Consider the following 12,536-nt stretch of genomic DNA (forward strand, 5'->3'; position numbering starts at 1 on the left):
GTGCACGACAACACCCATCTCGTCGAGCAGCGCATCGAGCGCTTCGTCCGTGAGCGCCTCACCCCGGCGCTCTACCGTCGACGCAGCCCCCTGACGGTGGCCTCCTGGGACGTCCCCGGGGAGCCGGTGCCGTTCGCCGAGGCGGCCGCCGCCGCGTTCACCCCCTTCCGGGTGGGCGACCTCTGGGGGCGGCCCTGGGGCACGACGTGGTTCCACCTGACCGGTCAGGTCCCCGAGGGGTTCGGCGGTGAGGGCCTGCGCGTCGAGGTCGTCGTCGACCTCGGCTACTCCGACGTCCAGCCCGGGTTCCAGTGCGAGGCCGTCGCCTACCGTCCCGACGGGACGGTCGTGAAGGGTCTGCACCCGCGCAACCGCTACGTCCCGGTCGAGGCGGTCACCGGTCCGGGGGAACGCCTCGACCTCCTGGTCGAGGCGTCGGCGAACCCCGACGTCACCGACGACGGGAACTTCACGTGCGAACCCACGCCGCTCGGCGACGTGCTCACCGCCGACCCGGCCCCGATCTACCGCTTCGCCTCGGCCGTCGTGGCCGAGCTCGACGAGACGGTCTGGAACCTGCAGCAGGACGTCTTCGTCCTGCGCGGGCTGATGGCGCAGCTGCCGCCGGCCACGTCGCGCCGGGCCGCGGTGCTGCGCGCCCTGGAGGACATGGTCGACGCGGTCGACCCGTTCGACGTGGCCGGGACCGCCGCCGCAGGGCGGGCCGCGCTGGCCGGGGTGCTCGCCGCCCGCGCCGACGCCACCGCCCACCGGGTGGTCGCGGTCGGCCACGCCCACATCGACTCGGCCTGGCTCTGGCCCGTCCGGGAGACCGCGCGCAAGTGCGCCAAGACGTTCGCCAACGTGCTGGCGCTCATGGACGTCGACCCCGACCTCACGTTCGCCTGCTCCTCGGCCCAGCAGTACGCCTGGATCCGTGACTCCTACCCCGACGTCTACGCCCGGATCAAGGAGCGGGTCGCCGAGGGGCGGTTCGTCCCGGTCGGGGGGATGTGGGTCGAGTCCGACACCAACATGCCCGGCGGGGAGGCGCTGGCCCGGCAGTTCGTGGTCGGCAAGCGGTTCTTCGCCGAGGAGTTCGGCGTCGAGCCGCTCGACGTCTGGCTGCCCGACTCCTTCGGTTACACCGCGGCCATGCCGCAGATCGCCCGGGCGGCCGGGGCGCGCTGGTTCCTCACCCAGAAGCCGTCCTGGAACGAGACCAACCGGATGCCGCACCACACCTTCTGGTGGGAGGGCATCGACGGCTCGCGCATCTACACGCACTTCCCCCCGGCCGACACCTACAACTCGATCCTCGAGGCCGAGGACATCGCCCGCGCCGAGCGGCAGTTCGCCGAGAAGGGTCGCGCCAACACCTCGCTGCTGCCCTTCGGCTACGGCGACGGCGGGGGCGGGCCCACGCGCGAGATGCTGGCCGTCGCCGCACGGACCCGCAGCCTGGAGGGATCGCCCCGCGTCGAGCTGGGGGGCCCGCACGAGTTCTTCGCCGACGCGGAGGCCGAGTACCCGGACCCGCCGGTCTGGAGCGGGGAGATGTACCTGGAGTTCCACCGGGGCACCTACACGTCCCAGGCCCGGACCAAGCGCGGCAACCGACGCAGCGAGCACCTGCTGCGCGAGGCCGAGCTCTGGGCCGCGAGCGCGACCGTCCACCACGGGACGCCGTACCCCTACGCGGAGCTCGCCGAGATCTGGCAGACGGTCCTGCTGCTGCAGTTCCACGACATCCTGCCCGGCTCCTCGATCGCCTGGGTGCACCGGGAGGCCGAGGAACGCTACGCCGAGGTCGCCACGCGGCTCGAGGCGATCATCGCGTCCTCGCTCGCGATCCTGGCCGGGTCGGGGACGCAGCGCCTGAACTTCAACGCCGCCCCCCAGGCCCGGGCAGGTGCGCCGGCGCTCGGGGCCGGCCCGGCCGGACCGGCCGCGGCGGGCGACGTCGTGGTCGAGCGCGACGGCGAGGGCATCGTGCTGCGGAACTCCCGGGTGCGCGTCGTCGTGGACGCTGACGGCCTGCTCGCCTCCGTCCGCGACCTGGTGGCCGACCGCGAGGTGCTGGCGCCCGGCGTCCGTGGGGGTCTGCTCCAGCTGCACCGGGACACCCCCACCCAGTGGGACGCCTGGGACATCGACGAGCACTACAAGCGGCACACGACCGACCTGGTCGAGGCCGACGCCGTCGAGCTGGTCGAGGACTCCGCGCAGCGCGCGGTCGTGCGGGTCACCCGCAGCTTCGGGTCGTCGTCGCTGACGCAGGAGATCTCGCTCGCGGCGGGGGAGGCCCTGGTCGGGTTCGACCTGGACGTCGACTGGCACGAACGGCAGAAGCTCCTCAAGTTCGCGTTCGGCGTCGACGTGCACGCCGACCGCGCCGCCTCGGAGATCCAGTTCGGTCACGTGTTCCGCCCGACCCACGCCAACACCTCCTGGGACGCGGCGCGGTTCGAGACGTGCGCGCACCGGTGGACCCACGTGGGCGAGGACGGGTACGGCGTGGCCCTGGTCAACGACTCCACCTACGGCCACGACATCGGTCGGGGCACCCGGGAGGGTGGGGGCACGACCACCACGCTGCGGATGTCGTTGCTGCGCGCCCCGCTGTTCCCGGACCCCGACGCCGACCAGGGCCGGCACCGGTTGCGGGCCGGTCTCGTCGTGGGTGCGGGCATCGCCGACGCCGTCCGGGAGGGGTACCGCATGAACCTGCCGGTGCGCGAGGTGACCGGGGCGACCGCGCCCGCGCCGCTCGTGCGGGTCGAGGGGTCTGCGGCCGTGGTCGTCGAGGCGGTCAAGCTCGCCGAGGACGAGAGCGGAGACGTCGTGGTGCGCCTCTACGAATCCCTGGGCGGACGGGCCGCGGCCCGGGTGGTCCCCGGTTTCGCGGTCGCCGAGATCGTCGAGACCGACCTGCTGGAACGCCCCGTGGCCGAACCGGTCGCCCTGCGCGACGCGCAGACCGGTGAGATCGCCCTGCGGCCCTTCCAGCTGCTCACCCTGCGTCTGCGGCGGGACTGAAGGTCACTGCGGGGGCAGCTGGAAGGTGTCGGCCGGCGGGCTCGCGAAGCGGGCTCCGAGCGCCGACAGCCCCCGCCCGACCGGTCCGCCGGCCACGGTGAGAGCCGCGCGCATCGCGGCGAGGCCGGCCCGGCTGCGGGGGTGGGCCAGCCGGGGGGTTCCCGGGGGGAGTTTCTGCCCGCGGGTCACGAACGGGCGCAGCCGCTCCTCGGCGCGTCGGAACGCGGCGCGGGGATCGTCGCCGTCGGAGGGGGCTCCCAGCTCCCGGGCCAGCACGTACGCCCCGGTCAGGGCGAGCGTCGTGCCCATCCCGCTGATCGGGGTGGCGCACCAGGCGCTGTCCCCGACCAGGGCGACCCGCCCGCGGCTCCAGGTCGGTAGGTGCACCTGGGCCAGGTCCTCCAGGTAGAACGGCGCGGCGTCGAGGCCGTCCAGCACGCGCGGGGTCTGCCAGCCCGCGTCGGCGTAGACCCGGCGGAGCACGCGGCGCTGGCCCTCCTCGTCCACCCGGTCCAGGCCGGGGGTGTCGGAGAGGAAGGTCAGCAGCGCCCGGGTGGTGCCGACGGCGTCGGGGCGCAGGTGCACCGACCGCCCCCCGGTCGCGGTGTACCAGCGCCAGGTCGGTTCGTCCTCGGGGCTGCGGGGGATCGCCAGGTAGGCGCAGTAGGCCCCGAGCCGACGCACCGCGCCCTCCGTGCCCGGACCGCCGAAGACCCGCGTGCGGGTCCGGGAGTTCACCCCCTCGGCCACGAGGACGGCGTCGACCTCGAGCTCCTCGCCCGACTCCAGCGCGACCCGCACGAGGGTGCCCGTGTCGTGCACCCGGGCGATCGAGTCCCCGTAGCGGTACTCGACGGCGTCGGCGGAGGCCGTCTGCAGCAGACCCGCCAGGTCGCTGCGCAGGATCTCCAGCTCGGCCGTCAACCCGCGGGTGTCGTCCTGCGGGGCCGGGAACCGGGCCAGGTCGCGGCCGTCCGCGTCGACGAAGACGGTCGCCTCCTCCGTCGTCGTCCGTTCCAGCGCCGCCTCCTCCAGGCCCATGCGCCGCAGCACCTCGCGTCCGGCGCCCCGGACGTCGACGTTGTGCCCCTCGGGTCGGGCGGCGGGCGCGCGTTCGAGGACGGTGACCCGCCATCCCGCCCGCTCCAACCAGAAGGCGAGGGTGGGGCCGGTGACGCCCCCACCGGAGATCAGGACGGAACCTCGACCCATGGCGGTCTCCCGGTAGCGGTTGCGCGGCGGTTGATCTAGGGAAGTCTCGGGGCCGTGGACACGTCGAGCAAACCGGGATGGATCGGGCTCCTGGCCCCCGAGCGACGGACCGCGGTGGTCGACATCGGGGCCAACCCGATCGACGGGGACCCGCCCTACAAGCCGCTGCTCGACGCGGGACTCTGCACCGTCACCGGGTTCGAACCGCAGGCCGAGGCGCTGGCCGAGCTGCGGGCGGCGGCCGGGCCGCTGGAGACCTACCTGCCCTACGCCGTGGGCGACGGGGCCGAGCACGAGCTCAAGGTCACCTGGATGAACGGGATGACCAGCCTGTTCGAGCCGGACGTCGAGCGGCTGCGCACGCTGAACGAGTTCGAGCGCTACGGCGAGGTCCTGCGGCGCATCCCGGTCACCACGACGCGGCTCGACGACATCGCCGAGATCGCGGCGATGGACCTGCTGAAGATCGACGTCCAGGGTTCGGAGCTGATGATCTTCGCATCGGGGCGGCAGAAGCTGGCGGGCGCGGTGGCGGTGCACACCGAGGTCGGTTTCATCCCCTTGTACCGCGACCAGCCGCTCTTCGCCGACGTGGACGCCGAGCTGCGGGCCCAGGGTTTCCGTCCGCACGCCTTCGCCGCGCTGAAGCGCTGGCCGCTGGCGCCCGGGGTCCTCGACGGCGACATCTTCGCCACCCACCACCAGGTGCTCGAGGCCGACGTGGCCTACGTCAAGGACCTGGCCCACCTGGACCGGCTGGACCGGGAGCAGCTGGTGCACCTCGCGGTGATCGCCCAGCACGTCTACGGTTCCCCGGACCTGACCGTCCGGTGCCTGGCCGAACTGCTGGGTCGCGGCGAGGTGGACCGGGAGGTCCTCGACGCCTACGGCCGTGAGGTCGGACGCCGCATCACCCTGGACGGGGTCCGCAGCGACCGGTGAGGGCGTCCTGCCGGCGGTGCTCGGCGTGGCCCCACTCCCGCTGCAGGTCGGTGTCCCGGGCGGGCCGGGCGGAAACCCCCGCCGGCGCCGGACACGCCTCCGCGCGGTCCGCCCGCCCGAGACCGGCCCGCGCGAGATCACGGGTTCGGTGCACGCGCAGGTGCTCGCCGACGCTCACCGGGCCCCGGTCGACGAGGTCGGTCAGGTCGCGCAGACCGGCCCCGACCAGCCGCACGGGGGTGTCGACCTCGGCCAGGAACCGACTGCGCCGCAGCAGGTCGGCGGGGACCGGCCCGACGTGGACGCGCGGGTCGCGCAACCGGTCGGCCGCGCCGCCTTCGAACAACCACACGGCCGCGTCCGTGCCGCGCAGCAGATCGGCGACGCAGGCGACGACGTCGGCGGGGTCGGCGCCGGTGTCGTCCAGGGTGACGACCACGTCGGGCACGTCCCAGACCAGACCGGTCCCGCGGGCCAGCGGGTCGGGCACGAACCGGGCCAGGGTCAGCCCCTCCTGGTTGCGGGCCCGTCGGGCGTCGAGATCGCGGCCGGCGAAGTCGGGGCCGTCGTGCCAGGCGACCGCGGTGGGCACGTGCCGGAACTCGGCCCCGGAGTTCCAGCACCGGTGGGCGAACTCCCAGTCCTCCCCGCCGTACCCGACGAACTCCTCCTCGAACCCGCCGACGACGTCGAAGGTCTCGCGACGCACGCCGAGGACCGCCGAGATCACGAAGCGGTAGGCGTCGGGACCGGCCGTCCGGAGGTTCTCCGTGCGGCGGTAGGCGTCGCGCAGCCACGCCGGTTCCTCGAACTCGGCGGGGGCCGGCCCCCCGGCGAACCACGCGCGCAGCTCGGTCGGTCCGAACCGGGAGAGGTCGGCGTGCCGGCGTCGGCCGACCACGAGATCGGCGGGCGGGTCGGACGACGTCGCCGGGGCGACGGCGGCCAGCAGGGCGCCCACGTACCCCGGTTCGGGGACGGTGTCGGCGTCGAGGAACACCAGGAACTCCGCGTCGGTCGCGGCGGCCCCCAGGTTGCGCGCGGCCGCCGCGCGGAAACCCCGGTCGGGTTGGGCGACGACCCGCACGGGGTAGGGCCGCGGGCCCGGGTCGGGACGGGTGGGGGAGCCGTCGTCGGCCACGACCACGTCGAGCGTCACCCCCTTGGGAAGGCGCTGCAGTTCGAGGCCGGTCAGGACGAGGTCCAGGCGTCGCGGGTCGTCGAAGTGGGGGACGACGACGCCGACGGTGCCCGGGGTACGGTCGGGGCTCACCCCCGGACCTCGATCCGGCGCAACAGGTCCCGGACGGCGAGCACCGTCTCCGCGAGGTCGGGGGCGCCGCGCCGCCCGGGGTCGGCGAAGGTCCGGGCGGGGTCGGCGAACGCCTCGGCGAGGGCGCCGCGGAGGTCGGAGGTCAGCAGGAGGGAACCCGGGTTGCGCTCCTCGAACTCCTCCGCCCAGGGACTCGGGGGGACGATCGGACGACGGCCGGCGGCGACCCAGGTGCCGATCGACCCGGACGCCGACAGGTGCTCGTGGGCGGCGACGGGGATCACGGGGGAACGCAACCGCCCGAGCAGGACGTCGTCCTCGAGGTACCCGGTCACCGTGAACCGTCGGCCCAGTTCCGCCGCCCGCGCGGCCAGGGCCTCGGCCAGGTCCTCGTGCCCGGGGGACGTGCGGCCGAGGGCCACCAGGCCCACGTCGGCGGGGAGCCCGCTCATCGCGGCCAGCGTCGGGACGTGGCCCTTGCCGGGGTAGAGGTAACCGAGGACGGCCACCGCGGTGGGTCGTGCGCCGGGGTCCACCGGCGCGGTCGCCCGGTCCGGTCGGAGGGTGGGGACGGGCAGCGGCACGACCGTCACCGGGCTGCTCGTCGTCAGCAACCCCCGCTCGTGCCGTGAGCTCACCACGACGTGCCGGGCGGCGTCGGCCACCCGCGAGTAGGCGAGGCGGCGTCGGGGGAAGTTCCGTTCACCGTCGCTGGGTTGCGGCAGGTCGTGCAGCGTCACGAGCAGCGGGACGCGCCGGGCGAGGGCGACGAGGCGGTCGGCCGCGTCCTCCGGCCCGTCCCCGAACAACCGGTCGGTGACGTGGACGTGCACCGGGCCGGACCCCAGGTCGGCGTCGAGCAGCTCGATCCCGCCGCGCAGGACGACGTCGTGGGCCTCGGCCTGCGCGAGCGCGGCGGCGGTCACCCCGTGCCGGGGGTCGCCGACGGCCAGCAGGGTGGAACGGGTCCGGATCACGCGCCCGATGCTCGCAGCAGATCGAGCAGGGCGCCGTGCCGGCGCAGCCCGGCGGCGACGACCTCGGGGTGCGCGGCGTACCAGTCGGCCTGGACCCGGCGGATCTCCTCGTCGGGCACGGCACGACCGGCCACGAGCCAGTCCCGGCGCACGGTCGCGGGCGTGACCGGCAGCCCCTGCGCGGCGAGGGTCTCGGGCAGGCGGGGGGCGTGGACGGAATCCAGCAGGACGCGGCCCGGGTCGGCGACCGCGACCCGGATGCCGCACCGGGCCAGGGCCCGTTCCGCCACCCCGCGCAGGACGAGGTTCCCGGGATGGTTGATCACCTGGCAGGCCTCGGCCCCCGCGGCCACGAACAGGTCGTCGGCGGCGACGGTGCCGTGCCGTTCGGTCCGTGCCCGGAGTTCGGTGATCGAGTTCTCCCGGATGGTGCGCACGGCCTCGGGGCCGGGAATCTCCGGGATCGGGGAACCCGCGGCGGCCGCCAGCACGCGGAGATCGTGGTAGGGAACCCCGGGCGGATCCCCGAGGGGGGTACGGACGATCACCTGGAACGGGTGCAGGGCCGACCAGCGCAGGACCGGCAGCATGATCACGGGAGCCGCGTTCGGCGCGAGTTCCATGATCTCGGCCGTACCCAGCCGCAGATCGCGGTAGCCGGCGCGGATCGGTTGGCTCATCACGAGATCCGCGCGACCCAGCAGCTTCGCCAACCAGGGGAGGTCGTCGGCGGTCAGTTCGTGCACCGGGGGGATCCGGACGGTGCGGAGGTGGGGGGACACGAGGACCCGCAGCGACTCGGCCTGGCAGTTGCCGTGGATCACCAGCAGTGGCCCGGTCCCGGCGGGGATCTCCTGCAGGCCGTAGAAGATCCCGTAGTGCCTCCGGCGTCCCTCGTCCCCCACGATCTCCAGCCTAGTGGCGCCCTCGTGGTGCGCGTCCGGAAGCGATGATCAACAGGTCCCGGGGGGGCGGTCATGGTTCACTCCCGCTTGTGCGCCGAGTCCACCGTCCGTCCTCCGGTTTCCGATCTCCCCTCCGGATCGCCGTGATCGGCCCGTCGGCGCACCCCGTCGTGGAGCCCTACGCCGGCGGCCTGGAGTCCTTCGTCGGAACCCTGACGGCCGGGCTGCGCGAACGCGGTCACGACGTCACGTTGTTCGCTGCCGCCGGTTCCGCCGGTGCCGACACGTCGCTCAGTTTCCCGGGCGTCGGGTGGCACCCCAGCGAGATCGCGGCCGGTGACACCTCGATGCCCGCGGCCCGTTTCATGGCCGACCACCACGCGCACCTGCGCCTGATGACGGCGCTGCGCCGCGACTTCCGCGGCCGCCTCGACGTGGTGCACAACAACTCCCTGCACTACCTGCCGCTGTCCATGGCCGAGACCCTGCCCTTCCCGCTGCTGACGACCCTGCACACGCCGCCGACGCCGTGGTTGGAGTCGGCGATCCTGGCCGGGGGTGGCGGGGCGGGCGCGGACACGGTCTTCACCTGTGTGAGCGCGTCCACCGCCCGGCAGTGGACCCACGTCGTCGCCGAGCCGCGGGTGATCCCGAACGGGGTGCCGGTGCACCAGTGGCCGCTCGGCCCGGGCGGGGGCAACCTCCTCTGGTTCGGGCGCATCTGCCCCGAGAAGGCCCCGCACCTCGCGGTCGCCGCGGCCACCCGGGCCGGACGCGACCTCGATCTCGTCGGCCCGATCTCGGACCCGGCCTACTTCGAGGCGCTCATCCGGCCCGAGCTGGGGGACCGGGTGGGGTCGCGCATCCGTTACCTGGGTCACCTCGGGGGCGCCGAGCTCGCCGACCGGGTGGGCCGCGCCGCCGCGGTCCTGGTGACCCCGGTGTGGGACGAACCCTTCGGCCTGGTGATCGCCGAGGCCGCCATGTGCGGGACCCCGACCATCGCCTTCGACCGCGGCGGGGTCAGCGAGACCCTGGGGGCGGGCGGGCTGGCCCCCGTGGGCCTGACCGTCCCCGAGGGGGACGTCGACGCGATGGCCGCCGCCATCGGCCCGGCGACCGCGCTGGACCGGGCCGCGGTGCGGGCCCGCGCGGTGCGCCGGTTCGGGGTGGACCGGGTCGTGGACGCCTACGAGGCGCTCTACCGCGAGGTGGTCGCCGGCGCCGCGGACCTCACCGACCAGGTCGACGAAGCCGCGTCGTAGTCCGCGAGCCCCAGCTCGCGGAAGGCGGTCAACCACCCCTCCATCGGGAACCAGCCCCACCGACGGTGGAACACCGTGGCGTTGCGGACGATCGCGTGCAGGTGCTGCACCGGCGGCCGCGACGTCGGATGGTGCTGGTGGAAGGCGTGCGCCCCGCCGACCCAGAACAGGGTGCCGCCCTGCTGCTGCAGCACGGCGGCCAGGTCGGTGTCCTCGGCGCCGTAGCCCGTGTACTCCTCGCAGAAGCCGCCGAGCCGCTCGAGGTCCGCCGCGGTCACGGCGAAGGACAACGACCAGAACAGCCAGCGCTCGTCGGCGGTCGCGGCCCGCACCTGTCCCGCGGGCAGGTCGGGGCGGGCGGGGTGGGGGCGCGCGACGAGTTCGGCCCGGTCGTAGTGCGGGGGGTCGAGCGCGGGGGGCAGGTAGGTCACCGCCCCGCAGAGCAGCGCCGGGCCCTCGCCGCGGACCAGCGGGCCGGTCGCGGCCCGGGCGTAGGCGTCGAGCAGCTCCGCGTCGGGGACGCAGTCCACGTCGAGCAGGACGAGCAGGTCGGCGCCCGCCCCGATCGCCGTGCGGGCCGCGGTGTTGCGGGCGCGGGCCAGGGGCAGCTCCCCGTCGAGGACCGGGACGTCCACGACGATCGTCCGTCCCGCCGTCGACCCGGCCGTGAACTCCGCGACCACGCCCGCGACCCCGGCGTCCCCCATGGCGACGACCACGTGGAGGTCGGCCCGGCGCCGGCTGCGGGCCAGCCCCGCCAGCTGACCGCGCAGGTGGTCGTGCCGACCGGCGACGATGGTGAGGACGGCGATCACCGTGACGCCTCCCGGGCCGAGGCGAGCCGTTCCAGCCAGACCGCGGTCCGCCGGGCGCCGTCGCCGGGGGACCAGGCCTGCCAGACCGCCCCCCCGACGCCGCGGGCGCGGTCGAGCAGGCCGGGCCAGTCCGCGGCGGGCGGCCAGGCGTCGAGGGCCACGATGCCCAGCTCCCGCAGCCGCTCCACCCGACGGTGCTGCTCGGCGAACGGGCGGTGCTGGGCCACCACCACGGCGGGGCGGCGCGCGGCGGCGACCTCGGCCACCGCGTTGTGCCCGCCGTGCACGACCACGACCTCGGCGGCCCCCAGGTCCGCCCAGACGTCCGGACCCGGGGTGGCCCAGGTCCAGCCCGGGGTCGCGGCCTCGGCGGCCGCGAGCTGGGTGGCGTCGACGTCGGAGCCACCGAGCCCCCACAGCCGCAGCACCCGCCCGGTGCCCGGGACGGGCGTGGGGGAGAGATGGTCGAAGCGGGAGAACGCCCCCACGTGGTGGACCTCGCCCGTCGTCCGACCGGCGGGGGCGGGCCAAGGGGCGAAGAGCGCGGTGGCCGCGGCCCGGCCGAGCGTGTGCACGGGGTCGTCGCGGTCGCCGAGCATCGCGGCGACCACCACCGGGACCCCGTGCAACCGCAGCAGCAGCGTCATCTCGACCGAGACGTCCACGACGACGAGGGCGGGGCGGGCGGCCGCGACCCAGGACGAGACCCGCGCCGCCCGCTCGCGCAGCCCGGGGTGGTCCAGAGGCACCCAGTGCAGCCGCCCGCCGGCCGTCGCGTCGGCGTCGGGCAGCGGGGCGGGGACGTCGTCGCGGGGCAGCTCGACCCAGTCGCCGGGCCAGCCGTCCGGGGCGGGGAGGGAGCTGAGGCCGGTCACGGGCCGGTCCAGGTGCTGCGCGACGGCGAGCGCCCGGCGGCGGTGGCCGTCGCCCTGGTGGTGGACGTAGTAGCCGATCGGTGCGCTCACGACCGGACCGCCTGGGCGCCGACCCCGGCGCGCAGGGCGCGGTAGAGCTCCCCGTGGCGACGGGCGACCTCGGCGGCCTGCCGTCGGCGCCGACCGGGATCGACCCGGTGGCCCGGCCGGGTCAGGGCCAGGGCCACCGACCCGGCGACGTCGGCCGGGTCGAGGGGCACGAACGGCTGCTGGTCGCGCAGGTGCCCGTAGGGCAGCGCCAGCACCGTCGTCCCCAGGTCGGCGCACAGCTCCAGCCAGCCCGAGTGCGTGCCGTGCGCGGAGGGGACGAGAGAGACGTCGAGCCCGCGCAGCCAGTTGCGCAGCCCCGCGTCGTCGAGCCGCTCGTCCAGCTCCCGCACGCGCACCCCGGCCCGCCGCCACCCCGCCACCCGCTCCGCGAGCCCCGGGTCGGCCCGGACGAACCCGGGGCGCAACGCCTCCGCGTGCACGAGGACCTCGACCGGAACCCCCCGGTCGAGCCCCGCCCGCAGTGCCGCGTCCAGCAGCGGCCAGGGAGCGAGGTTGGCCCGCAGGCTCTTCAGGTGCAGCCCCAGACCGCCGCCGCGGGGCGGCCGGTCCGCGTCGAGCTCCGCGTCGGGGACCACGGGGGGGTGCGCGACGACTCCCGCCGCCACCCCGAAGTCCGTCGCGAGCTCGGCGGCGGCGCCCGGGGTCAGGGTGAGGACCGCGTCGGCGTGCTCCAGCAGGACCGCGAGGCGCTCGCGGTAGGGCTGCTGGGCGTCGGAGGGCAGGTGCGGCAGGACGAGGTCGTGGACGGTCACGACCAGGGTGGCCCCGACCTCGCGCACCGCCCCGACGAGCTCGCGGAGCTCGGCCGGGGTGCGGTTCTCGAAGCCGAAGTGGACGTGCAGCACGTCGAACCCGCCGCCGTGGGCGCGGACCCACCGCGCGTCCAGCGCGGGCGAGGTCCACGGGTCCGGGCCCGGCCCCGGGTCGACCGGCACCACCCCGGGCCCCAGCAACCGTCGGGAGTAGTCGTGGTCGGCCGGGACGTGCAGCACGCGCAGGACGGTCGGGGGTGGGGCCTCGGGCACGGAGGTCACGCCACCACGGCCCCGCCGCCGGAGCAACCCGGCCCGGACCGTGACCCGGCCGGCCCGAGCGTCGGGCTCAAGCACCGGGCTCGACGGG

10 protein-coding genes are annotated in these 12,536 nt (G+C 75.4%); 3 read left to right on the forward strand and 7 right to left on the reverse strand.

What is annotated here, in order from left to right; genetic code table 11:
• Window positions 1-3,039, forward strand: coding sequence for an alpha-mannosidase (locus tag ACFFKU_RS18185; protein WP_380140226.1), 3,039 nt, complete (start codon window positions 1-3; stop codon window positions 3,037-3,039).
• 3 nt (window positions 3,040-3,042) lie between these two features.
• Here the strand turns inward: ACFFKU_RS18185 and ACFFKU_RS18190 are convergent, their stop codons facing one another.
• Window positions 3,043-4,251 (reverse strand): FAD-dependent monooxygenase, encoded by a 1,209-nt coding sequence (locus tag ACFFKU_RS18190; RefSeq protein WP_380140228.1) that lies wholly within the window; start codon window positions 4,249-4,251, stop codon window positions 3,043-3,045.
• Window positions 4,252-4,305: 54 nt separating this feature from the next.
• Here ACFFKU_RS18190 and ACFFKU_RS18195 point away from each other — a divergent pair, with 54 nt between their 5' ends.
• Entirely contained in the window at window positions 4,306-5,193 is an 888-nt protein-coding gene (locus ACFFKU_RS18195) for an FkbM family methyltransferase (protein ID WP_380140230.1), read from the forward strand.
• Here ACFFKU_RS18195 and ACFFKU_RS18200 read toward each other — a convergent pair.
• Genes ACFFKU_RS18200 through ACFFKU_RS18210 form a run of 3 tightly spaced genes read right to left on the reverse strand, consistent with a single transcriptional unit; the run spans window position 5,162 to window position 8,348 of the window.
• A complete protein-coding gene (locus ACFFKU_RS18200; protein WP_380140232.1) occupies window positions 5,162-6,466 on the reverse strand; it encodes a glycosyltransferase in 1,305 nt (434 codons plus the stop codon). The two genes, ACFFKU_RS18195 and ACFFKU_RS18200, sit on opposite strands and share 32 nt — an antisense overlap.
• A complete protein-coding gene (locus ACFFKU_RS18205; protein WP_380140234.1) occupies window positions 6,463-7,443 on the reverse strand; it encodes a hypothetical protein in 981 nt (326 codons plus the stop codon). Before ACFFKU_RS18205 ends, ACFFKU_RS18200 begins: the two co-directional genes overlap by 4 nt.
• Window positions 7,440-8,348, reverse strand: a complete 909-nt coding sequence (locus ACFFKU_RS18210; RefSeq protein WP_380140236.1) for a WcbI family polysaccharide biosynthesis putative acetyltransferase — start codon at window positions 8,346-8,348, stop codon at window positions 7,440-7,442. The genes ACFFKU_RS18205 and ACFFKU_RS18210 overlap by 4 nt, the downstream gene beginning before the upstream one ends.
• A 143-nt stretch (window positions 8,349-8,491) precedes the next feature.
• Between ACFFKU_RS18210 and ACFFKU_RS18215 the strand changes: the two genes are divergently transcribed.
• Complete coding sequence (locus tag ACFFKU_RS18215) at window positions 8,492-9,613, forward strand: glycosyltransferase (RefSeq protein ID WP_380140238.1); 1,122 nt, start codon at window positions 8,492-8,494, stop codon at window positions 9,611-9,613.
• Here the strand turns inward: ACFFKU_RS18215 and ACFFKU_RS18220 are convergent.
• Genes ACFFKU_RS18220 through ACFFKU_RS18230 form a run of 3 tightly spaced genes read right to left on the reverse strand, consistent with a single transcriptional unit; the run spans window position 9,550 to window position 12,448 of the window.
• Window positions 9,550-10,428: a glycosyltransferase family 2 protein gene (locus ACFFKU_RS18220; protein ID WP_380140239.1), complete on the reverse strand. Its 879-nt coding sequence runs from the start codon at window positions 10,426-10,428 to the stop codon at window positions 9,550-9,552. The two genes, ACFFKU_RS18215 and ACFFKU_RS18220, sit on opposite strands and share 64 nt — an antisense overlap.
• Window positions 10,425-11,393, reverse strand: a complete 969-nt coding sequence (locus ACFFKU_RS18225; RefSeq protein WP_380140241.1) for a hypothetical protein — start codon at window positions 11,391-11,393, stop codon at window positions 10,425-10,427. Before ACFFKU_RS18225 ends, ACFFKU_RS18220 begins: the two co-directional genes overlap by 4 nt.
• The gene (locus tag ACFFKU_RS18230) at window positions 11,390-12,448 is read right to left on the reverse strand and encodes a glycosyltransferase (RefSeq protein ID WP_380140243.1); all 1,059 of its coding nucleotides are present in this window, start codon (window positions 12,446-12,448) and stop codon (window positions 11,390-11,392) included. The genes ACFFKU_RS18225 and ACFFKU_RS18230 overlap by 4 nt, the downstream gene beginning before the upstream one ends.
• Window positions 12,449-12,536: the final 88 nt, after the last annotated feature.

Origin of the sequence: Kineococcus gynurae, from assembly GCF_042433995.1 — a bacterium.
Taxonomy (GTDB): domain Bacteria; phylum Actinomycetota; class Actinomycetes; order Actinomycetales; family Kineococcaceae; genus Kineococcus; species Kineococcus gynurae.